General features: G+C 35.7%; 21 protein-coding genes. 14 read left to right on the plus strand and 7 right to left on the minus strand.

What is annotated here, in order from left to right; translation table 11 throughout:
* Window positions 1–196 precede the first annotated feature (196 nt).
* The 6 genes from gyrA to dnaA form a co-directional block, all read right to left on the minus strand.
* Window positions 197–2,668, minus strand: coding sequence for a DNA gyrase subunit A (gene gyrA / locus RTP99_RS11665; protein WP_001282851.1), 2,472 nt, complete (start codon window positions 2,666–2,668; stop codon window positions 197–199).
* A gap of 88 nt (window positions 2,669–2,756) precedes the next feature.
* Window positions 2,757–4,679, minus strand: a complete 1,923-nt coding sequence (gene gyrB / locus RTP99_RS11670) for a DNA topoisomerase (ATP-hydrolyzing) subunit B (RefSeq protein WP_000435991.1) — start codon at window positions 4,677–4,679, stop codon at window positions 2,757–2,759.
* 38 nt (window positions 4,680–4,717) lie between these two features.
* Entirely contained in the window at window positions 4,718–5,845 is a 1,128-nt protein-coding gene (gene recF, locus RTP99_RS11675) for a DNA replication/repair protein RecF (protein WP_000470750.1), read from the minus strand.
* An 11-nt stretch (window positions 5,846–5,856) separates the two neighbouring features.
* Window positions 5,857–6,069, minus strand: coding sequence for a S4 domain-containing protein YaaA (yaaA, locus tag RTP99_RS11680; RefSeq protein ID WP_000821367.1), 213 nt, complete (start codon window positions 6,067–6,069; stop codon window positions 5,857–5,859).
* Between the two features lie 127 nt (window positions 6,070–6,196).
* Window positions 6,197–7,336, minus strand: a complete 1,140-nt coding sequence (gene dnaN, locus RTP99_RS11685; protein WP_001212895.1) for a DNA polymerase III subunit beta — start codon at window positions 7,334–7,336, stop codon at window positions 6,197–6,199.
* Window positions 7,337–7,514: 178 nt separating this feature from the next.
* Window positions 7,515–8,855, minus strand: coding sequence for a chromosomal replication initiator protein DnaA (gene dnaA / locus RTP99_RS11690; RefSeq protein ID WP_000428025.1), 1,341 nt, complete (start codon window positions 8,853–8,855; stop codon window positions 7,515–7,517).
* 565 nt (window positions 8,856–9,420) lie between these two features.
* Between dnaA and rpmH the strand changes: the two genes are divergently transcribed.
* The 10 genes from rpmH (at window position 9,421) to spo0J (ending at window position 18,464) form a co-directional block, all read left to right on the plus strand.
* Window positions 9,421–9,555: a 50S ribosomal protein L34 gene (gene rpmH / locus RTP99_RS11695; protein ID WP_000831901.1), complete on the plus strand. Its 135-nt coding sequence runs from the start codon at window positions 9,421–9,423 to the stop codon at window positions 9,553–9,555.
* Between the two features lie 76 nt (window positions 9,556–9,631).
* Window positions 9,632–9,979: a ribonuclease P protein component gene (gene rnpA / locus RTP99_RS11700; RefSeq protein ID WP_000726627.1), complete on the plus strand. Its 348-nt coding sequence runs from the start codon at window positions 9,632–9,634 to the stop codon at window positions 9,977–9,979.
* Window positions 9,980–10,031: 52 nt separating this feature from the next.
* Window positions 10,032–10,799 carry a YidC family membrane integrase SpoIIIJ gene (gene spoIIIJ / locus RTP99_RS11705; protein WP_000726761.1) on the plus strand — a complete coding sequence of 256 codons (768 nt, stop codon included), beginning with the start codon at window positions 10,032–10,034 and terminating at the stop codon, window positions 10,797–10,799.
* Window positions 10,796–11,413: an RNA-binding cell elongation regulator Jag/EloR gene (gene jag / locus RTP99_RS11710; RefSeq protein ID WP_000022791.1), complete on the plus strand. Its 618-nt coding sequence runs from the start codon at window positions 10,796–10,798 to the stop codon at window positions 11,411–11,413. Before spoIIIJ ends, jag begins: the two co-directional genes overlap by 4 nt.
* 225 nt (window positions 11,414–11,638) lie before the next feature.
* On the plus strand, window positions 11,639–13,015 hold the full coding sequence (mnmE, locus tag RTP99_RS11715) for a tRNA uridine-5-carboxymethylaminomethyl(34) synthesis GTPase MnmE (RefSeq protein WP_000393772.1): 1,377 nt from the start codon (window positions 11,639–11,641) through the stop codon (window positions 13,013–13,015).
* Between the two features lie 46 nt (window positions 13,016–13,061).
* A complete protein-coding gene (gene mnmG / locus RTP99_RS11720; RefSeq protein WP_000541033.1) occupies window positions 13,062–14,951 on the plus strand; it encodes a tRNA uridine-5-carboxymethylaminomethyl(34) synthesis enzyme MnmG in 1,890 nt (629 codons plus the stop codon).
* Between the two features lie 21 nt (window positions 14,952–14,972).
* Window positions 14,973–15,692, plus strand: a complete 720-nt coding sequence (rsmG, locus tag RTP99_RS11725) for a 16S rRNA (guanine(527)-N(7))-methyltransferase RsmG (protein ID WP_001019621.1) — start codon at window positions 14,973–14,975, stop codon at window positions 15,690–15,692.
* A gap of 104 nt (window positions 15,693–15,796) precedes the next feature.
* Window positions 15,797–16,669 carry a nucleoid occlusion protein gene (gene noc / locus RTP99_RS11730; RefSeq protein ID WP_000799023.1) on the plus strand — a complete coding sequence of 291 codons (873 nt, stop codon included), beginning with the start codon at window positions 15,797–15,799 and terminating at the stop codon, window positions 16,667–16,669.
* Window positions 16,670–16,858: 189 nt separating this feature from the next.
* A complete protein-coding gene (soj, locus tag RTP99_RS11735; RefSeq protein WP_000516114.1) occupies window positions 16,859–17,620 on the plus strand; it encodes a sporulation initiation inhibitor protein Soj in 762 nt (253 codons plus the stop codon).
* The gene (gene spo0J / locus RTP99_RS11740) at window positions 17,613–18,464 is read left to right on the plus strand and encodes a stage 0 sporulation protein Spo0J (RefSeq protein ID WP_001051838.1); all 852 of its coding nucleotides are present in this window, start codon (window positions 17,613–17,615) and stop codon (window positions 18,462–18,464) included. The genes soj and spo0J overlap by 8 nt, the downstream gene beginning before the upstream one ends.
* Before the next feature lie 20 nt (window positions 18,465–18,484).
* Here the strand turns inward: spo0J and yyaC are convergent, their stop codons facing one another.
* On the minus strand, window positions 18,485–19,081 hold the full coding sequence (yyaC, locus tag RTP99_RS11745) for a spore protease YyaC (RefSeq protein ID WP_001020717.1): 597 nt from the start codon (window positions 19,079–19,081) through the stop codon (window positions 18,485–18,487).
* A 259-nt stretch (window positions 19,082–19,340) separates the two neighbouring features.
* Between yyaC and RTP99_RS11750 the strand changes: the two genes are divergently transcribed.
* The 4 genes from RTP99_RS11750 (at window position 19,341) to rpsF (ending at window position 22,138) form a co-directional block, all read left to right on the plus strand.
* Window positions 19,341–20,222: a mechanosensitive ion channel family protein gene (locus RTP99_RS11750; protein WP_000365102.1), complete on the plus strand. Its 882-nt coding sequence runs from the start codon at window positions 19,341–19,343 to the stop codon at window positions 20,220–20,222.
* 20 nt (window positions 20,223–20,242) lie between these two features.
* Window positions 20,243–20,440 carry a DUF951 domain-containing protein gene (locus RTP99_RS11755; protein WP_000436051.1) on the plus strand — a complete coding sequence of 66 codons (198 nt, stop codon included), beginning with the start codon at window positions 20,243–20,245 and terminating at the stop codon, window positions 20,438–20,440.
* A gap of 115 nt (window positions 20,441–20,555) precedes the next feature.
* Entirely contained in the window at window positions 20,556–21,656 is a 1,101-nt protein-coding gene (gene ychF, locus RTP99_RS11760; protein ID WP_000524665.1) for a redox-regulated ATPase YchF, read from the plus strand.
* Window positions 21,657–21,847: 191 nt separating this feature from the next.
* Window positions 21,848–22,138 carry a 30S ribosomal protein S6 gene (gene rpsF, locus RTP99_RS11765; RefSeq protein WP_001233778.1) on the plus strand — a complete coding sequence of 97 codons (291 nt, stop codon included), beginning with the start codon at window positions 21,848–21,850 and terminating at the stop codon, window positions 22,136–22,138.
* Window positions 22,139–22,150: the final 12 nt, after the last annotated feature.

Below are 22,150 nucleotides of genomic sequence, written 5' to 3' on the forward strand. Positions count from 1 at the left end.
GTTTGTTTCGTTTAGTTTTCAAAGTTCAACATCGCGTTTCAGCGACTTTTATAATATATCATAGTATATTATTTTCGTCAACAAGTTTTTTCGATAACTTGTATCTCTCATTTGCTGACTCTGCCTATTATATAGACTTTCTCTTCCCTATGCAAGTATTATTATAAAAAAATAAAGAGGGGAGATATCTCCCCTCTTATTCTTCTGAAGAAACCTCTTCGCTCGTTTCTTCCTCATCATCTTTTTGTGCTTTTGCTACTGTCGCTACCTCTTGTTCATCCTCTAATCGAATTAGACGAACACCTTGTGTATTACGTCCCATTTGAGAGATTTGATCAACTGGCATACGAATAATAACACCTGCCGCTGTAATTAACATGATATCTTCTTCACCTGTTACAGATTTAACAGCTACTAATTTACCGTTTTTATCTGTAATATTACAAGTCTTCAGACCTTTACCACCACGGCTTTGTAGACGGTACTCATCAATCGGCGTACGTTTTCCATAACCATTTTTCGTTACAATTAAAACATTTACATCCTCTTCGACAATTTCCATACCTACAACTTGATCCTCTTCACCTAATGTAATTGCTTTTACACCAGCCGCATTACGTCCCATAGAACGCACATCTTGCTCGTTAAAACGAATTAACATACCATTGCTTGTTCCTACAATAATATCCTTATCACCAGATGTTAAACGTACAGATATTACTTCATCCTCTTCACGAAGAGAGATTGCAATCAAACCATTTGTACGGATATTTGCAAATGATGAAAGTGGTGTTCTCTTAGAGATACCTTGTTTTGTTGTGAAGAATAAGAATTCATCGTCACCAAATTCACGAATTGGAATAATGGCGTTAATCCATTCACCCTTATCTACACCTAATAGGTTAATAATAGGTATACCTTTCGCTGTACGACTATACTCTGGGATTTCATATCCTTTCGTACGGTATACTTTCCCCTTATTAGTGAAGAATAGAATATGATCATGCGTAGAAGTAGTTAATAAATGCTCTACGAAATCATCATCATTTGTCCCCATTCCTTGCACACCACGTCCACCACGGTTCTGTGTTTTATACGTGGAAGCTGGTAACCTCTTAATATAACCATTATGAGTTAACGTAATGGCGATATTTTGTTCTGGAATCAAGTCTTCATCTTCAATAGACTCCATACCACCAATTGTAATTTCTGTGCGTCTCTTATCATTGAAGCGCTCTTTTACTTCCGTTAATTCTTCACGAATAATCTCAAGAACCTTTTCTTCATCTGCTAAGATTGCTTTTAATTCAGCGATTAACTTCATTAAGTCCTGATATTCTTGTTCAATCTTTTCGCGTTCTAAACCTGTTAAACGTTGCAAACGCATATCTAAAATAGCTTGCGCTTGTTTTTCACTTAAGCCGAAACGTTCCATTAAACCTTGCTTTGCAATTTCCGCTGTTTTCGAACTACGAATTAATGTAATAACTTCATCCAGATGGTCTAAGGCAATTCGTAATCCTTCTAAAATATGAGCACGCGCTTCTGCTTTTTCTAGTTCATAAGCTGTACGTCTACGAATTACTACCTTTTGATGTTCCAAGTAATGATATAAATTTTGTTTTAAGTTCAGTACTTGCGGCTCTCCATTTACAAGAGACAGCATGTTAATACCGAAACTTGTTTGAAGTGCTGTATGTTTATATAAGTTATTTAATAATACATTAGCATTGGCATCACGACGTACTTCCATAACAATACGCATACCATTTCGATCTGATTCATCACGTAAATCTGTAATACCTTCAATTTTCTTATCGCGAACTAATTCTGCAATTTTTTCAATTAATCGCGCCTTATTTACTTGATAAGGTAGTTCCGTTACGATAATAGATTGTTTGCCATTTGACTTCTCTTCAATTTCAACTTTAGCACGAAGTATAATAGAACCGCGTCCTGTTTCATAAGCTCTACGAATACCACTTCTTCCTAAAATTAAACCTGCCGTTGGGAAATCTGGTCCTGGAATGCACTCCATTAATTCTGCAATAGTAATATCGGGATTATGACTTAATGCCAATACGCCATCAATTACTTCGCCAAGTTGATGCGGCGGAATATTCGTTGCCATACCAACTGCAATACCTGTCGTACCATTTACTAGTAAGTTAGGAAAACGCGCTGGTAATACAATCGGCTCTCTTTCAGAACCATCGTAGTTATCTTGATAATCAATCGTATTTTTTGAAATATCTCGTATTAATTCCATAGAGATTTTAGACATTCTTGCTTCTGTATAACGCATTGCTGCCGCTGAATCTCCATCGACAGATCCAAAGTTACCATGCCCATCAACAAGCATATAACGTTGACTGAAATCTTGCGCCATACGTACCATTGTTTCATAAACAGCTGAATCACCATGAGGGTGATACTTACCGATTACTTCACCAACAATACGTGCCGATTTCTTATACGCTTTATCAGCCGTAATTCCTAAATCATTCATCGCATATAAAACCCTACGATGCACAGGTTTTAATCCATCACGAACATCTGGTAATGCACGAGATACGATAACACTCATTGCGTAATCTAAAAATGAGGTACGCATTTCATGACTAATATTAATTTCTCGAATTCGTGCTTGTTGTTGATTGTCTGACATCAACGAGCACCTCCTCTTACATTTCCGTTACACATACATTGATTTATATGTAGAAGACAGGAATACTCAGATTCCTGTCATTACTCATTTAAATATCAAGGTTTTTCACGTATTTTGCATTTTCTTGGATAAAGTTACGACGTGGCTCTACTTTATCCCCCATTAAAATTTCAAATGTTTCATCTGCTTCAATTGCATCTTGAAGGGAAACTTGAAGTAATGAACGCACTTCTGGGTCCATTGTCGTTTCCCAAAGCTGGGTTGGGTTCATTTCTCCTAAACCTTTGTAACGTTGGATACCAGGCTTAGGTTGAGCTGGTAATTCAGCTAAAATCTTTTCAAGCTCTTTTTCATTATAAGCATATTGAATTTTTTTACCTTGTTGTATTTTAAACAATGGTGGCTGTGCAATATAGATATAACCATGTTCAATAATTTGACGCATATAACGATAGAAGAACGTTAATAATAGGGTACGAATATGCGCACCATCTACGTCGGCATCCGTCATAATAATAACTTTATGATAACGAGCTTTCTCGATATCAAAATCGCCGCCAATGTTCGTACCAATTGCAGTAATAATTGTACGCACTTCATCGTTAGATAAAATTTTATCCAATCTTGCTTTTTCAACATTAATAATTTTACCTTTTAACGGTAAAATCGCTTGGAAGTGACGATCACGCCCTTGTTTTGCTGATCCACCGGCAGAGTCACCCTCTACAATGTAAATTTCACTAATTGCTGGATCTTTCGAAGAGCAATCTGCTAATTTACCAGGTAAACTTGAAACTTCTAATGCGCTCTTGCGGCGTGTCAATTCACGCGCTTTTTTCGCTGCAACACGTGCACGTGCTGCCATCGTACCTTTTTCTACGATTTTTCGTGCAACATTCGGGTTTTCTAGTAAGAACTTTTCAAATGCCTCTGAAAACACAGACTCTGTAATCGTTCTTGCTTCACTATTCCCAAGTTTCGTCTTCGTTTGTCCTTCAAATTGTGGGTTTGGATGTTTAATTGATACAATTGCAGTTAAACCTTCACGAACATCCTCACCCGTTAAGTTACTGTCTGCATCTTTTAAAATACTATTTTTACGTCCATAATCGTTAATCACACGAGTTAAAGCTGTTTTAAACCCTACTTCATGTGTTCCACCTTCATACGTATGAATGTTATTCGTAAATGAGTAAATATTATTTGTATATCCTTCGTTATACTGTAAGGAAACCTCAACTTGAATACCATCTTTTGATCCTTCTACATATACAGGTTCTTCATGGATTGGTTGTTTTGAGCGATTTAAATGCTCGACGTATGATTTAATTCCACCTTCATAATGGAATTCTTTCTTTTGCTTATGTTCACGTTTATCTTCAATTGTTAATTTAATATTACGATTTAAAAATGCTAATTCACGCATACGAGTTGCGAGCGTATCAAATTCGTATACTGTTGTTTCCTGAAAAATTTCTGGATCTGGTTTAAATCGAGTTATCGTTCCTGTTTGATCTGTGTCACCAATGACTTTTAAATCCGCAACCGGAATACCTCTTTCGTATTTTTGATAATGGATTTTACCTTCACGATGTACAAATACCTCTAGTTCTGTTGATAGGGCATTTACTACAGATGCCCCAACACCATGCAAACCACCAGAAACTTTATAACCGCCGCCGCCAAACTTACCACCAGCATGAAGAACGGTCATAATAACTTCTACAGCAGGACGTCCCATTTTTTCTTGTATACCAACTGGAATACCACGTCCATTATCCGTTACACGAATACTATTATCTTCTTCGATACTAACGTTAATTTCATCACAGTACCCTGCAAGTGCCTCATCAATACTATTATCGACGATTTCCCATACAAGATGGTGAAGTCCTTTTCCGCTTGTAGATCCAATATACATACCAGGGCGTTTTCGAACTGCTTCTAGTCCTTCAAGTACCTGTATTTGACTTTCATCATATGAATTTTCTTGCATTTGCTTTTGTTCCATTGACACAAAGATCACCTACTTTTCCATTTAAACAGGGATTACGCCCTATCTATTTCACAATCTACCGTGCCGTTCGTTACATGAATTGTTTTCGCTTCTTTTAATGTTTCGTGTTCAATTCCGTCGACACTCGTCGTTGTCACAAATGTTTGCACTTTTCCTTGAATTGTATTTAACAGATGCGATTGACGATAATCATCTAATTCTGATAATACATCATCTAATAGAAGAATCGGATATTCTTTAACTTCTGAGTAAATCAATTCAATTTCAGCTAATTTTAGGGACAGTGCGGTCGTTCGTTGTTGTCCTTGCGAACCAAAGACTTGAACATTTTTACTATTAACGAAGAATTGTAAATCATCACGATGAGGACCAATTAAAGTCGTACCACGGAAAATTTCACGTTGTTTCACGGATTGAAAACTTTCATAGTATACTTCTTTTATTTTCGACAAATCCATTGATTCTGATACATCTACACTCGGTTTATAGACAATTTCTAATTCTTCTAACCCACGGCTTATACCACGATGAATTGGAGCTGCCCATTCTTGTAGTAAATGCAAAAATTCAAAGCGTTTTTGCAAAATTTTTGTACCATGCTCAATAAGTTGAAGTGTAAATACATCCAACATCGTTTCCTCATTCTTACTATTCCCTTGCATCTTTTTTAGCAAGTGATTTCGTTGTGTGAGCACCTTTTGATATTGACTCAGTTCATACAAATAGACCGGAGCTATTTGGCCTAATTCCATATCTAAAAAGCGTCTTCTTACTTGAGGGCTTCCTTTTACAAGATTTAAATCTTCTGGGGCAAACATGACAACATTCATCACGCCAATATATTGACTCAATTTTTGTTGTTCAAGTTGATTTAATTTTGCCTTTTTACCTTTTTTCGAGATATTTAATTCCAAAGACAAAGAACTATTTCTCTTTTGTAGCTTTCCTTTAATTTGACCGAAATCTTCATCCCAACGGATAAGCTCGCGATCATTAGAGGTTCTATGAGATTTCGCCATCGCTAAAACATAAATAGCTTCCATCAAATTCGTTTTCCCTTGCGCATTCTCGCCGATAATTACATTTACCTTATCTTCAAAGGAAAGCTCTAACTTTTCATAATTGCGATAGTTTTTTAATTGTATTTCTGAAATAAACAAAGGCTCCCCCTTTATGACTGAACTTGGAAACTTCCGCTTCCTGGAATTTCAATAATATCGTTCGCATATAGTTTGCGACCTCTTCTATTTTCAAGTTCTTGATTCACGTACACTTCATATTCTTGTAAAAACCATTTTACAGCGCCACCTGTATCAATTACATCGGCTAACTTTAAAAATTGCCCTAGTGTAATATACTCTGTTGAAATTTTAATACGTTTCATAAAATCGCTCACTTTCTGAAAGTGTTCATTCTTTCATTGTACTAAATAAACTAGCATTAGGAAAGTAATACCCAAAAATCAAATAAGGGCTACTAGCATCTGAAAACTAGCAACCCTTATTTCTTACTTAGTAAGTACGAACCGGTAAAATTAATTGAATAATGGATTCATCATTTACTGTACGAATTAAGAATGGTCTCATTGCTCCAGTAAAGCTAATCTTAATTTCAGTACTATCTAATGCTTTTAGTGCATCCATCATATATTTTGCACTAAAAGAGATTTTTAACTCTTCCCCATCTACTTTTTCACATTGAACTTCTTCTACTACTTTTCCGATTTCTGGTGAATTCGAGGAAATTTCTAGCATTGCCTGCTCTAAAGTTGATAATTTTACAACATTATTACGACCATCTCTTGCTAAAAGAGATGCACGATCAATTGCTTGTAAAAATTCTTTTGTATTTACAAAAATATCTGTTTTGCTCTCCGCTGGAATTAAGCGAGTTGTATCAGGGTAATTTCCTTCTAACAATCTTGAGAAGAATAATAAATGTTTTGTACGGAATAATACTTGATACTCCGTAATAACGATATCTACCATTTCTTCAGACTCATCTAGAATTTTACTTAATTCATTTAAACTTTTTCCTGGAATAACAACATTTGCTTGGAACTCATCTGCAATGCCTTCGATTTTCGCTTTTCGAAGAGCTAGTCTGTGACTATCTGTAGCAATGCCAGTTAGTTCGCTGTTATATACCTTCCAGTTTACACCTGTCAAGATTGGTCTTGTTTCAGAAGTGGAAACTGCAAATACAGTTTGTCTAATCATATGTTTAAGTAAATCCGTTGGAATCTTAAAAACATGATGTTCTTCAATTTGTGGTAACAATGGATATTCTGCAGAATCTAAACCATTTAAATTAAACTCTGATTTTCCAGAAGTTATTTTTGTCATCAAATGATTTTCCACAGAAATTTCTACAGTTTCTTTAGGCAATTTTTTTACAATTTCACTAAAATATTTAGCCTGTAAAACAATACTTCCTGATTGTTTCACTTCTACGATTTCTTTTCCATTCTCTTCAACTGGAATGAAAGATTCAATCGAAATATCAGCATCACTTCCTGTTAATGTAACTCCTTCTTCCGTAGCGACAACTTTAATCCCCGTAAGGATCGGAATTGTTGTACGAGAAGAAACTGCCTTCATTACATCTTGTACACTTCTTACAAGATAGTCTTTTTGTATTGTAAAACGCATAAAGAAAAACCTCCGGTAAGTATAAGATTTTATTTAATTAATAAAGATAAAAAATAGTAGTAATAGTAATAGGGCTTGTGGATATGTGGATAACCCCGTTAAAGGATGTAAAAACAGTCTATCTACATGTGGATAGACTGTGCGTAAAACAAGGAAAGTTATTCACACTATTCAGCTACTACTTTAAAATATCGTTAATTTCTTCAACTTGCTTTTGTAATTGCGTGTCCGTCTTAAGTAGCTTAGAAATTTTTTCATGAGCATGGATAACGGTTGTATGATCGCGTCCACCGAATTCTTCACCTATTTTAGGTAAGGAGGAGTCTGTCAGTTCACGTGATAAATACATTGCAATTTGGCGAGGAAAGGCAACTGATTTCGTTCGCTTTTTCGCCTTGAAATCTTCCAATTTTACTTGATAAACATCTCCGACAGCTTTTTGAATATCATAAATGGAGATAATTTTTGGTTTAGAATTTGGAATAATATCTTTAAGTGCTTCAGCTGCTAAATCAGCATTAATATCTTTATTAATTAAAGATGAATAAGCTACAACTCGGATGAGTGCACCTTCTAGTTCACGAATATTTGAATCGATTTGATTTGCAATATAAAGCATGACCTCATTTGGTATATCAAGTCCTTCAGCCTTTGCTTTTTTGCGCAAAATTGCAATTCGTGTTTCTAAATCTGGTGGCGTAATATCCGTAATGAGTCCCCATTCAAAGCGAGAACGAAGACGATCTTCTAAAGTTGGAATTTCTTTTGGTGGCCGATCACTGGAAATTACAATTTGTTTACTTTCTTCGTGTAATGCATTGAATGTATGGAAAAACTCTTCTTGAGTTTGTTCTTTTCCCGCTAAAAATTGAATATCATCTATCAATAAAACATCTACATTGCGGTATTTATTACGAAAATCGACTGCTTTATTATCACGAATAGAATTAATAAATTCATTTGTAAATTTTTCTGATGATAAATATACAACTTTGGCATTTGGGTTATGTTCAATTACATAATGACCAATTGCATGCATTAAATGGGTCTTTCCAAGTCCAACTCCCCCATAAATAAAGAGGGGATTATATGCTTTAGCTGGCGCTTCGGCTACGGCCAATGAAGCAGCGTGAGCAAAACGGTTACCAGAGCCAATAACAAACGTATCAAACGTATATTTTGGATTTAGCATACTCTGTGGTAAATGATTAGAATCATCTTGTGCTGAATTCGGTTTAGAAGGAGGAAGATCGATCTCCTCTTCAGCTTGACTTTGGGGAATAATAAAGCGAATAGCTAGTTTTGCCCCTGTTAAATCATAAAGTGTTTCCGAAATTAGCTCTGAATAATGAGATTCTAGCCAATCGCGGGCGAATTCATTTGGAGCCGTAATTGTTAATACATCTTTCTTTAAATTATGTGCGGTCGTTGATTTTAACCATGTTTCATAGCTTGGTTTACTGACCTTTTTTTCTAGTTCTTTTAAGGCGCTGTTCCATAAATCAGAGATGTTTTCCAAAGGTGTCCCTCCTTTACTAAGATGGTAAAAGAATAAGGTTGCGCAACAAATGTACAACCTAAATAAATATAAAATGTATATTTATACGAAACGTATTTTAAAACCTAAAAACGTCGTTTGTATATGAGATAGGGTTTTCGACAAAAAAAGCGAATGTGGATAATCATTTACCCACATGTGATTAAAACTGTCCACATGTTATACACAAATTGTGGATAAGATAAAGATGTGGAAAACTTATTCAAAGTGAAAACACAACTATAATATCAAAAAAAAGTAGCTATAGCAATGAAATTAAGAAAGTTATCCACAAAATCAATACCTTGTGGAATAAACTTGTCCACAACACGATATACTGTGTAAAAGTACGAAAAGAGTTTGTGGATATAAAAAACAAGAAAAATTATTTATCCACAAGGAAATATAGCGTCTGTGAAAAAGTATGTGAATAGGTTCAAAATGAATATTTGATGAAAATTTCTAGAACCATTGACATTTTCCTAGTTGATTAACTATAATTTATAAGACTGTCTTTAACAGATATTCCTCAGGGAGGTGTCATATAATGAAAAGAACTTACCAACCAAATAAACGTAAGCGCAGCAAAGTACATGGTTTCCGCAGCCGTATGAGCACAGCGAACGGACGTAAAGTGCTAGCAGCTCGTCGTCGTAAAGGAAGAAAAGTATTATCTGCGTAGACCACTGATCGTTCAGTGGTCTTTTTTTCTAATAATAGTGAATTTCCGCTGATGAACTACAGGAGTGTCAATTGATATGAAGAAAAAACATCGTATAAAAAAGAATGATGAATTCCAGACGGTTTTTCAAAAAGGAAAATCGAATGCAAATCGTCAATTTGTTGTCTATCAACTAGATAAAGAAGAACAGCCAAACTTTCGTATTGGCCTATCTGTCAGCAAGAAAATAGGAAATGCAGTAGTGCGTAATCGAATTAAACGTATGATTCGCCAGTCGATCACAGAATTAAAAGATGAGATAGATTCTGGAAAAGATTTTGTTATAATAGCAAGGAAGCCTTGTGCAGAGATGACATATGAAGAATTGAAGAAAAGCTTAATTCATGTCTTTAAACGCTCTGGTATGAAAAGAATAAAAAAGTAGCGTAAGGAAATGAATTACACTATATACATACCGAAACAAGGAGGAGCAGGCTTTGAAAAAGAAAATAGGTTTACTAGCCATGGTTATTGCATTAATGGCAATTGCTACTGGCTGTAGTGAAGTCAATCAGCCGATTACACCGAAAAGTACTGGAATTTGGAATGAATATTTCGTATACCCGCTTTCTCAGTTAATTACGTATTTTGCCAACTTATTTGGTAGTAATTACGGTTTAGCAATCGTTGTTACAACTCTTATTATTCGTTTTGCATTATTACCGTTAATGATTAAACAAACGAAGAGTACGAAAGCAATGCAATCGTTACAACCAGAAATGGTGAAGTTAAAAGAGAAATATAGTTCTAAAGATCAAGCGACACAGCAAAAATTACAACAGGAAATGATGCAGTTATATCAAAAAAATGGTGTAAATCCATTAGCCGGTTGTTTACCAATCTTCATTCAAATGCCAATTCTATTCGCTTTTTATCATGCGATTATGAGAACGGCTGAAATTAAGCAGCATAGTTTCTTATGGTTTGATTTGGGACATGCAGATCCGTACTATATCTTACCGATTGTTGCGGCAATCACAACATTTATTCAGCAAAAGCTTGCAATGGCAGGAACTGCTGGTCAAAACCCGCAAATGGCAATGATGATTTGGCTTATGCCTATCATGATTTTAATCTTTGCAATTAACTTCCCAGCTGCATTATCACTTTACTGGGTTGTTGGTAATATCTTTGGTATTGCTCAAATGTATTTTATCAAAGGGCCAGAAATTAAGGCTAGTAAGGCTGAGGGATCAGGCAAGTGAGTATAATCACTGCTAAAGGTCATACAGTCGAGCTGGCAGTAGAGGATGCTTTAAGACAATTAAATGCTTCAAAAGACCGAGTAGATATAAATATTATCGATGAGGGTAAGAGAGGTTTCTTAGGCTTATTTGGAAACCGACCTGCAGTAGTAGAAGTTGTATTGAAGAAAGATCCAATTCAAGAATGTGAAGAATATTTAAAAAATGTTATTCACGATATGAGTGTGGAAGCTGAGATTAGTAAAATTGTAAAAGGACGCGAAGTTGAATTTACAATTTACGGCGAAAATGTAGGTGTTTTGATTGGGAAAAGAGGAAACACCTTGAATTCTTTACAGTATTTAACAAAACTTGTGGCGAATCGTAATACGAAGCAGTACATTGGTATCACACTAGATGTGGAAAATTATCGTAGTAAAAGAAAAGCTACGTTAGAAGCACTTTCTTATCGATTAGCAAAACAAGTAGTAAGTACGAAAAAAAGAGTTGTGTTGGAGCCTATGCCATCTTTTGAACGAAAGATTATCCACCAAGCATTATCTAATCATCAAAATATCATTACAACTTCTGAAGGAAAAGAACCACATCGACATGTTGTAATATCTTCCAAGTGACCGGTTACTCAATTGAGTGCCGGTTTTTTTGAGGGGAAAATAGGTGTGGATAACTAAAAACACTAAACTTATCCACTGTGAATAAGTTTAGTGTTTTTTACATGAGGACATAATAAAATGAGTTATTATTCTTTTGTAGATAGGTTCGTTATGGTATTCTAATAATTTAGTGAAGAAAATAATCATGTTGAAATAGAGATAAATAAGCAAGTGAGGTGAAAGGACATGGAATTTGATACAATTGCCGCGATTTCCACAGCGCTTGGAGAGGGTGCAATTGCCATTGTTCGAGTAAGTGGGGATGATGCGGTTGAAAAAGTTAATCGTATTTTTAAAGGGAAGGATTTAACAGAGGTTCCTTCTCATACAATTCATTATGGTCATATTGTTGATTTAGATACAAATCAGGTTATTGAAGAAGTAATGGTGTCCATTATGCGTGCACCAAGGACTTTTACACGTGAAAATATAGTAGAAATTAACTGTCATGGTGGACTTGTTTCAGTAAATAAAGTATTGCAGCTTATTTTAGCGCAAGGAGTACGATTGGCGGAACCTGGTGAATTTACAAAACGTGCTTTTTTAAATGGCCGTATTGATTTATCACAAGCAGAAGCTGTTATGGACTTAATCCGTGCAAAAACAGATCGTGCAATGAATGTAGCAATTAATCAAATGGAAGGTCGATTATCTAAATTAATCGGCCGTTTGCGTCAGGACATATTAGAAACGTTAGCTCATGTTGAGGTAAACATAGATTACCCGGAATATGATGACGTGGAAGAAATGACACATAATATTTTAATTGAGAAAGCTACACATGTTCGTGCTGAAATTGCAAAAATATTAGAAACATCGAAGCAAGGAAAGATTTTACGTGAAGGTATTGCTACTGCAATCATCGGTAGACCTAATGTTGGGAAATCATCGCTATTAAATAGTCTCGTTCAGGAGAAAAAGGCAATTGTAACTGATATTGCAGGAACAACTCGTGATGTTATTGAAGAGTACGTTAATGTGCGTGGTGTACCACTTAAACTTATAGATACAGCCGGAATTCGTGAAACAGAAGATGTTGTTGAACGAATTGGTGTAGAGCGTTCAAAAGAAATGATGAGTCAAGCTGATTTAGTGTTAGTTGTCGTTAATTATAGCGAAGCTTTAACGAATGAGGATGAAGATCTATTCCGTGCCGTACAAGGAAAAGATTTCATTGTTATTGTAAATAAGACAGATTTACCGCAAGCAATTGATATGGAACGTGTTATAGAATTGGCAGCGGGGAATCGTATTATTACAACGTCGTTAATTGAGGAACAGGGGATAGATGAGCTTGAAACGGCAATCGCTGATTTATTCTTTGAAGGAACAATTGATTCTGCAGATGTAACATATGTTTCTAACGCGAGACATATTGGATTATTAACACAAGCAGGAAAAACAATTGGAGATGCAATTGAGGCGATAGAAAATGGTGTTCCAATTGATATGGTGCAGATTGATTTAACAAGAACGTGGGAAATACTTGGTGAAATTACTGGTGACACCGTTCATGAAAGCTTAATTGACCAGTTGTTCTCTCAATTTTGTTTAGGAAAATAATATAGTGATGTTTCAGAAAGATAGAGATTATTAGGAGGAATAAACAATGGGATACAATGCCGGTTCATACGATGTCATAGTAATCGGTGCAGGTCATGCAGGATGTGAAGCTGGTCTTGCGGCAGCACGAATGGGCTCCAAAACATTAATGTTAACAATTAACTTAGATATGGTAGCGTTTATGCCATGTAACCCTTCTGTTGGTGGACCAGCAAAAGGGATTGTTGTTCGTGAAATTGATGCATTAGGCGGAGAAATGGGACGCAACATTGATAAAACGCATATTCAAATGCGTATGTTAAATACAGGTAAAGGGCCAGCTGTACGTGCACTTCGAGCACAAGCAGATAAGTTCTCTTACCAGCATGAATTAAAGAAAACAATTGAAGAAACACCAAACTTAACGTTGTTCCAAGGAATGGTAGAGCGTTTAATCGTTGAAGACGGCGAATGTAAAGGGGTAATTACGCAAGCTGGTGCTGAATATACAGCAAAGACAGTCGTAATTACGACTGGAACGTTTTTACGTGGTGAGATTATTATGGGAGATTTAAAATATTCGAGTGGTCCAAATAATCAACAACCATCTATTACTTTATCGGAACATTTAGAGGAGCTTGGATTTGATCTTGTTAGATTTAAAACAGGTACACCTCCGCGCGTAAATAGTAATACGATTGATTACAGTAAAACAGAAATTCAGCCAGGTGATGATAAGCCACGAGCTTTCTCTTTTGAAACGACAAAGTTTATTATGGATCAAATTCCATGTTGGTTAACGTATACGAGTACGGAAACACATCGTTTAATAGATGAAAACCTACATCGCTCAGCTATGTATTCTGGTATGATTAAGGGAACAGGTCCTAGATATTGTCCTTCAATTGAAGACAAGGTAGTAAGATTTAATGATAAACCACGTCATCAAATTTTCTTAGAGCCAGAAGGACGTAACACACAAGAAGTGTACGTACAAGGTTTATCCACAAGCTTACCAGAAGACGTACAGCGTGATATGCTTAGAACAATCCCTGGTCTAGAAAACGTTGAAATGATGCGTACAGGTTATGCAATTGAATATGATGCAATTGTGCCAACGCAACTATGGCCAACACTTGAAACGAAAAAAATTAAAAATTTATATACAGCAGGACAAATTAACGGAACTTCTGGTTACGAAGAGGCGGCAGGACAAGGGCTTATGGCCGGAATTAATGCAGCATGTCGTTCTTTAGGTAAAAAAGAAGTTATTTTAGGTCGTGAGGATGCTTATATTGGTGTCTTAATTGATGATCTTGTAACGAAAGGGACGAATGAACCATATCGTTTATTAACGTCTCGTGCAGAGTATCGTCTATTATTACGCCATGATAATGCGGATCTTCGTTTAACTGAAATTGGTCATGAAATTGGATTAATTAAAGAAGAACGCTATGAGCGATTTACAAATAAAAAATTACAAATTGAACAGGAAAAGGAACGTTTAAGTAGCATTATTATTAAACCACGTCCTGAAGTTCAAGAATTAATTCGCAATATTGGTGGAAGTGAATTGAAAGATGGAATACGTGCAAGTGACTTATTACGTCGTCCAGAGATGACATATGAGCATATCCATCTTTTAGTACCAAGTGAAGTAGAATTAAGTGATGAAGTTACAGAACAAGTTGAAATTCAGATTAAGTACGAAGGATATATCGAAAAATCTTTACAGCAAGTAGAGCGTATGAAGAAGATGGAAAGTAAAAAAATTCCTGTCGATATTGATTATGATGCGATTTCTAGCCTTGCATCAGAAGCTAGACAGAAATTGAAAGATGTTCGTCCACTTTCAGTGGGGCAGGCTTCACGTATATCGGGCGTAAATCCAGCGGACATTTCCATTTTACTTGTGTATATTGAACAAGGAAAAATTGCGCGAGTATCGAACCAATAAATAGTAAGGAGATATTGTTAGATGAACATAGAACAATTTCAATCTATGCTAGAAGAGAAGGGTATCACCCTCTCTTCTAGACAGTTAGAGCAGTTCGAAATCTACTTCGAAACATTAGTAGAATGGAATGAAAAAATGAATTTAACGGCTATTACGGAAAAAGAGGAAGTATATTTAAAACACTTTTTTGATTCCATTACAGCTGCTTTTTATTACGATTTTTCAAAACCATTCTCAATTTGTGATGTTGGCGCAGGAGCTGGATTCCCAAGTATTCCTTTAAAAATCTGTTTCCCGCATTTAAAAGTGACGATTGTAGACTCATTGCAAAAACGTATTAATTTCTTAAATCATTTAGCACAAAAGTTGGAATTGAGTGACGTCGCGTTTTGTCATGATCGTGCTGAAACATTTGGAAAAAAAGAAGGTGTACGTGAAGCGTACGACATTGTAATGGCACGTGCAGTCGCACGTCTTTCAGTATTAAGTGAGCTGTGTTTACCACTTGTAAAAGTGGGGGGAACATTCATTGCAATGAAAGGTGCTGCAGCAAACGAAGAAATTGAAAATGGCAAGTATGCTTTAGAGGTGCTAGGCGGGGATTTAAAAGAAATGTCTACGTTCCAATTACCGTTTGAAGAAAGTGAACGTAATATTTTATTAATCGAGAAAAAGCGCAAGACACCAAAGAAATATCCACGCAAACCGGGAACACCCAATAAATTACCTATTGAAAAATAAATCTTATTAGACGTAAGATTAAATTATATAAATGAAAACGTAAATGTTTCATAGGAAACATTTTATGGAGAATAGTCAATAGGCCTAAAGGTGGTGGAATATGTATGAAAAATACGTTTTCTCGTTTATTTGGCTTTGGAGATAAAGAGAGCGAATTCGAATTACAAGACGAAAGCCATGAAGAAATAGATAAAAAGGTATATGAAGAAATACAAGAAATTCCGATAGTAAATATTACCCCTAACCGTTATCAACCACGAACAGTTTTTGATGACGCGCGTATTGAGGAACTAGCATTAACGATTCGTACACACGGACTTATTCAGCCAATTGTTGTGAGGCAATATGAGGATGATAAGTACGAGATTATTGCTGGAGAAAGGCGTTTCCGTGCAGCAACAAAGTTAGGGTGGGAAAAGGTTCCTGCAATTATAAAAAACTTAAATGATACAGAAACAGCTTCTGTGGCTTTAATTGAAAACTTGCAACGTGAGGAATTAACAGCAATCGAGGAAGCTGTGGCATATCAAAAGCTAATTGAGTTACATAATTTAACGCAAGAAGCATTGGCACAAAGACTCGGAAAAGGACAATCCACAATCGCAAATAAGTTGCGATTGTTAAAGTTGCCTGAAGAAATAAAAAATGCGTTATTAGAAAAAAGTATTACAGAACGCCATGCCCGTGCGCTCATCCCTTTAAAGAATGAGGAATTACAACTGAAGGTTTTACAGGAAATTGTGGAGAAACAACTGAATGTAAAGCAAACAGAGGAACGAATTGCGAAATTACTAGAGGAAGCAAAACCGAAGCGTAAGGCAAAGCAAAAAGCAGTAAGTCGAGATACGAGAATTGCCATGAATACAATTAGGCAGTCATTACAAATGGTTGCTGACAGTGGTTTAAATGTTAATTCTGAGGAAGAAGAGTTTGACGAGTACTATCAAATTACAATTCAAATTCCAAAGAAAAAATAATAATGGCGTGTTAGAGACCTGATCCTATTGGATAGGTCTCTTTTACTATATTTTCTTGTTAGATGAAGAAGGAGTTTACAAATAAATTTTGAAGTTTAATAAGGACGTAAAAGAAAAACTTTTATTTCATGTTACAATAAACGTAATTGTTACTAGAATAAGATAGAAAGGTTGAAAGTAGGTGACATCATGGGAAAAATCATTGCTATAGCCAATCAAAAGGGTGGCGTTGGAAAAACAACAACATCTGTTAATTTAGGGGCTGGATTGGCACAAGTAGGTAAAAAGGTCCTTCTTGTAGATATTGATGCTCAAGGAAATGCAACGACGGGTGTGGGAATTGAAAAATCCGAATTAGATCAATGTATTTACAATGTTCTTGTGGAAGATGCAGATGTTCAAGGGGTTATACAGAAAACCGCAACTGAAAACTTAGATGTTCTACCCGCTACAATTCAATTAGCAGGCGCTGAAATTGAATTGGTACCGACTATTTCCCGGGAAGTACGTTTGCAAAGGGCATTACAGCCAGTTCGTGATGAATATGATTATATTATTATCGACTGTCCCCCGTCCTTAGGGTTATTAACGATTAATGCATTAACTGCAGCAGATTCTGTTATTATTCCTGTTCAATGCGAATATTACGCACTAGAAGGGTTAAGTCAGCTATTAAATACAGTTCGACTTGTGCAAAAGCACTTAAATAAAAATCTAGCAATTCAAGGCGTATTGCTAACAATGTTAGATGCCCGTACAAATTTAGGGATTCAGGTTATAGATGAAGTGAAAAAATACTTTAGAGATAAAGTATACCGTTCGATTATCCCTCGTAATGTTCGTTTGAGTGAAGCACCAAGTCATGGGAAACCAATTATGCAGTATGACGCTAAATCAAGAGGGGCAGAAGTATATATAGATTTAGCAGAGGAAGTGATTGCAGGTGGCTAAAGGATTAGGAAGAGGAATCAATGTGTTTTTTCCTGATTTAGATGTGAAAGAAGAAGAGACAATTCAGGAGATTACGATAACTGAATTAAGACCGAATCCATATCAACCACGTAAACACTTTAATAAAGAGGCGATTCAGGAATTATCGGCCTCTATTAAAGAGCACGGCATATTACAACCATTAATTGCTAGAAAGAGTATTAAAGGATATGAAATTGTTGCAGGTGAAAGAAGATATCGTGCTGCTAAAGAGGCGGGACTCGAAAAAGTACCTGCCGTTGTAAGACAATTAAATGAGCAGCAAATGATGGAGTTTGCATTGCTTGAAAACTTACAACGAGAAGATTTAAATCCAATGGAAGAAGCAATGGCATATCAAATGTTAATGAATGAGCTAAATGTGACGCAAGAACAATTAGCAAAACGTCTTGGTAAGAGTAGACCTTACATTGCAAACTATACGCGATTATTAAGCCTCCCTTCTTTTGTGCAAGATATGATTGCAAATGGTCAACTTTCAATGGCTCATGGGAGAACTTTACTTACGATAAAAGATGAAGAGCAGTTGAAATCTTTACTGAAACGAATTGAAAAAGAAGGGTTAAATGTTCGTCAATTAGAGAAAATTGTTCAGGAGATTAATCAACGCGTTTCACGTGAAACAAAACAAGTAAAAAAAGAGAGAAATATATTTTTCGTAGAACGCGAAACGTTCTTAAGAGAAAAGTTTGGCACAGAGGTAAAAATTAAAGAAACAAAAAAGGAAAAAGGTAAAATCGAAATTGAATTTTTCAATAAAGAAGATTTAAATCGTATTTTAGAATTATTAGCGCAGCAAAACTAAAAAGCAAACCATCTTATTATTTATAGATGGTTTGCTTTTTTTAATACAGATAATTTTTGGTCTGTTTCTTTTATGCTTTGTGCAATTACGTCAGCCATTTTCATGACTAAACTTAATCTTGTATTTTGCAGGACGAAAAACTCCATAAAACCGTTCAGATTTACGATGCCATGAATATGTAAGTCACCAACTGCTGGTAATTTCTTATTCATCGCAGCTCCGGGTTTACTAGGTCCCATTCCGGTAGTGATGGAACCGATACTTTGAGATTTTCCTAAACAAGCATCAACCGCAATTATAAATGAAGCAGGATTATCTTTCTGTATATTCTGAATTTTTTCTTCTAAGTTTAGCGCATGTACTGGTTCATCCAGTGTGCCGAACACTTGGAAGTTTGTAATTCCTACTTGTTCTAGTTTCGTACCGACTAATGGCCCGAGTGCATCGCCTGTAGAACGATCTGTTCCGATACAAACGAGAATAATTGGTATATGGTTTTTAATAGGGATATGGGAAAGTAAGAAGTTACTAATTGTCTCGGAGGCTTCTAAATCTTGGTGCATAACATTTTGAGTTTCTTTTTCGAAAAAAGGTAAGCGAAAACTTCCAATATTCATGAAGCACCCATCCTTTTAATAAATTTTCAAAATATGTTATATGGTGAGTGAAATGGAAAACTATAAGTGCGTACTTGCTGTAAAATTTAAGTGAGAACGGAAATAATAGTACTAGTATATATATATTCGTTCCATTTTATACCTGTATGTAGGTTAACAAATGGAATTAAAGTCATAAAATTTTTTCAGCAATTAGGAGACTTCTGATACAATAAGAAGGATAACTAAAAAGAAATTTTGGCTGGAGAGGTAGAGGTACATGGATTTATTAACGAAGTGGTTTAATGCTACGAAACAGTATTTACTAGATGCTGATCGTTGGGCTCATATTGGAATTGCGACATTAAAAATATGTATCATTTTAACAATTGGTGCAATTGTAGTACGAATTGCAAGAGCGGTTGTACGGAATGCGTTTCGTATGGGAAGTCGTTCGCCAATTCAAATTTCAGAACGTCGTACAGTTACAGTAGCGAAGTTACTTGAAAATATTGTGGCATACGTTGTTATGTTTATTATGTTAATTGCGATTTTAGGTGTGTTTGATATTAATGCATCAGGTTTATTAGCCGGTGCAGGGGTAATTGGTTTGGCAGTCGGATTTGGTGCTCAAAGTTTAGTAAAAGATGTTATTACAGGGTTATTTATCTTGCTAGAAGATCAATTTTCAGTCGGTGACTACGTAAAAATTGGTCAGTTTGAAGGAGTCGTTTTAGAGATTGGACTTCGTACAACAAAAGTAAAAAGTTGGACAGGTGAAATTCATACTTTACCAAATGGAAGTATCATTCAAGTTACGAACTATTCAGTTAGTAATAGTGTAGCATTTGTTGATGTATCTATTTCGTATGAGGCTGACATAGCGAAAGCAGAGCAAGTCATTGAAGACTTATTACAAGAATTACCTGCAAAGTACGAAAAAATGGTAACAACACCGCAATTGTTAGGTGTACAAACATTAGCTGCTTCAGAAGTGATATTACGTGTTATTGCTGAAGTAGAGCCAATGCAACATGCAGTTATTGCAAGAGCACTTCGTAAAGAAATTAAAAATCGTCTAGATCTACATGGTATTGAAATTCCATATCCACGTATGGTTTTATATAATCGTGAAGAATTAGTGAGTGAAAAAGCAATTTAGTATGGAGAGGGGTTTGGAGAATGGAGCAAAAGCAGTATAACTTGTATGATGTTGTGGAAATGAAGAAAGCCCACCCATGTGGTGAGAATCGTTGGAAGATTATTCGTATGGGAATGGATATCCGCATTAAGTGCGAGGGATGTGACCATTCAGTAATGATTCCTCGAAGAGAGTTTGATCGTAAGGTAAAAAAAATACTTGTGAAGCACGAAGAATAGAGAGAAAGTAACAGTTGCAGTGGGTAGCTGTTACTTTTTTTCGTTTGGAGGAAACTTGTCATTTTTTTCGTTACTATCTATAATGATGAAAGATTGAGACATAGGAGTGAAAAATATGGGATTAACGGCTGGGATTGTTGGATTACCTAACGTAGGGAAGTCCACTTTATTTAATGCAATTACACAAGCAGGAGCAGAATCTGCAAACTATCCATTCTGTACAATTGATCCAAACGTAGGAATTGTAGAAGTACCAGATGAGCGTTTAAATAAATTAACGGAATTAGTAGAACCGAAAAAAACTGTTCCGACTGTATTTGAGTTTACTGATATTGCAGGTATCGTAAAAGGTGCTAGTAAAGGCGAAGGTTTAGGAAATAAATTCTTATCTCACATTCGCCAAGTAGATGCAATTTGCCAAGTTGTTCGTTGTTTTGAAGACGAAAATATTACGCACGTTTCAGGGAAAGTAGATCCAATTGATGATATTGAAACAATCAACCTAGAACTAATCTTAGCCGATTTAGAATCTGTTGATAAACGTATCGAACGTGTTGCGAAATTAGCAAGACAAAAAGATAAAGAAGCAGTATATGAGCATGAAATTTTAGTTCGTTTAAAAGAAGCTTTTGAAGAGGGAAAACCGGCTCGTACTGTTGAATTTACAGAAGAACAAATGAAGATTGTTAAAGGCCTTCATTTACTGACAACGAAAGAAATGTTATATGTAGCAAACGTAAGCGAGGACGATGTAATCGATCCTTCTGAAAACAAATATGTACAAATGGTAAAAGAATTTGCTGCGAATGAAAACTCTGAAGTAATCGTTGTATGTGCAAAGATCGAATCAGAAATCGCTGAGTTAGACGAAGAAGAGAAAAAGGTATTCCTTGAAGAACTAGGCATTGAAGAATCTGGTTTAGATCAATTAATTCGTGCTGCATATGATTTATTAGGACTTGCTACTTACTTCACAGCTGGTGTACAAGAAGTACGTGCATGGACATTCAAACAAGGTATGAAAGCACCACAATGTGCTGGTGTAATTCATACAGACTTTGAGCGTGGATTTATTCGTGCAGAAACAGTTTCTTACGAAGACTTAATGACAAATGGTTCTATGACAGCTGCAAAAGAAGCTGGTAAAGTTCGTTTAGAAGGAAAAGAGTATATCGTAAAAGACGGAGATGTTATGCACTTCCGTTTTAACGTTTAATTTAATATTTCCTAGGAAAAATAAAGATATGAGCTTGGCAAATATATTATATGTTTGCCAAGTTTTTTATGTATGGGTGAGTTGATTCATCTAACTTACTATGATATAATCTAAACTCGTGAGTAATTACTATAAATTAATTGCTCCTTGCCCATTATGGGCCGTTTAGACCAAAAGGAGGTGAAAGTGTAATGAGAAAGTACGAAATTATGTACATCATTCGTCCTGGCGTTGAAGAAGAAGCTCAAAAAGCTTTAGTTGAACGTTTTGCAGGTGTTTTAACAAACAATGGTGCAGAAATCATTAACACGAAAGAGTGGGGTAAGCGTCGTTTAGCTTACGAAATCAACGACTTACGTGAAGGTTTCTACATGATCTTAAACGTGAAATCTAACGCAGAAGCGATTAACGAATTCGACCGTTTAGCTAAGATCAACGAAGACATCCTTCGTCATATCGTTGTTAAAGAAGAAGAAAAATAATTGATATATAAG

It is taken from the genome of Bacillus sp. (in: firmicutes), from assembly GCF_031983925.1.
Classification (GTDB): Bacteria; Bacillota; Bacilli; order Bacillales; family Bacillaceae_G; genus Bacillus_A; species Bacillus_A pacificus.

What these genes read in the sequence shown, in the direction of transcription:
- rpsF (WP_001233778.1), top strand. Translation starts at nt 21,848, where the DNA reads ATGAGAAAGTACGAAATTATGTACATCATTCGTCCTGGCGTTGAAGAA.
- gyrB (WP_000435991.1), bottom strand. Translation starts at nt 4,679, where the DNA reads ATGGAACAAAAGCAAATGCAAGAAAATTCATATGATGAAAGTCAAATA.
- mnmE (WP_000393772.1), top strand. Translation starts at nt 11,639, where the DNA reads ATGGAATTTGATACAATTGCCGCGATTTCCACAGCGCTTGGAGAGGGT.
- RTP99_RS11750 (WP_000365102.1), top strand. Translation starts at nt 19,341, where the DNA reads ATGGATTTATTAACGAAGTGGTTTAATGCTACGAAACAGTATTTACTA.
- yyaC (WP_001020717.1), bottom strand. Translation starts at nt 19,081, where the DNA reads ATGAATATTGGAAGTTTTCGCTTACCTTTTTTCGAAAAAGAAACTCAA.
- dnaN (WP_001212895.1), bottom strand. Translation starts at nt 7,336, where the DNA reads ATGCGTTTTACAATACAAAAAGACTATCTTGTAAGAAGTGTACAAGAT.
- rsmG (WP_001019621.1), top strand. Translation starts at nt 14,973, where the DNA reads ATGAACATAGAACAATTTCAATCTATGCTAGAAGAGAAGGGTATCACC.
- mnmG (WP_000541033.1), top strand. Translation starts at nt 13,062, where the DNA reads ATGGGATACAATGCCGGTTCATACGATGTCATAGTAATCGGTGCAGGT.
- ychF (WP_000524665.1), top strand. Translation starts at nt 20,556, where the DNA reads ATGGGATTAACGGCTGGGATTGTTGGATTACCTAACGTAGGGAAGTCC.
- noc (WP_000799023.1), top strand. Translation starts at nt 15,797, where the DNA reads ATGAAAAATACGTTTTCTCGTTTATTTGGCTTTGGAGATAAAGAGAGC.
- rpmH (WP_000831901.1), top strand. Translation starts at nt 9,421, where the DNA reads ATGAAAAGAACTTACCAACCAAATAAACGTAAGCGCAGCAAAGTACAT.
- RTP99_RS11755 (WP_000436051.1), top strand. Translation starts at nt 20,243, where the DNA reads ATGGAGCAAAAGCAGTATAACTTGTATGATGTTGTGGAAATGAAGAAA.
- soj (WP_000516114.1), top strand. Translation starts at nt 16,859, where the DNA reads ATGGGAAAAATCATTGCTATAGCCAATCAAAAGGGTGGCGTTGGAAAA.
- gyrA (WP_001282851.1), bottom strand. Translation starts at nt 2,668, where the DNA reads ATGTCAGACAATCAACAACAAGCACGAATTCGAGAAATTAATATTAGT.
- rnpA (WP_000726627.1), top strand. Translation starts at nt 9,632, where the DNA reads ATGAAGAAAAAACATCGTATAAAAAAGAATGATGAATTCCAGACGGTT.
- yaaA (WP_000821367.1), bottom strand. Translation starts at nt 6,069, where the DNA reads ATGAAACGTATTAAAATTTCAACAGAGTATATTACACTAGGGCAATTT.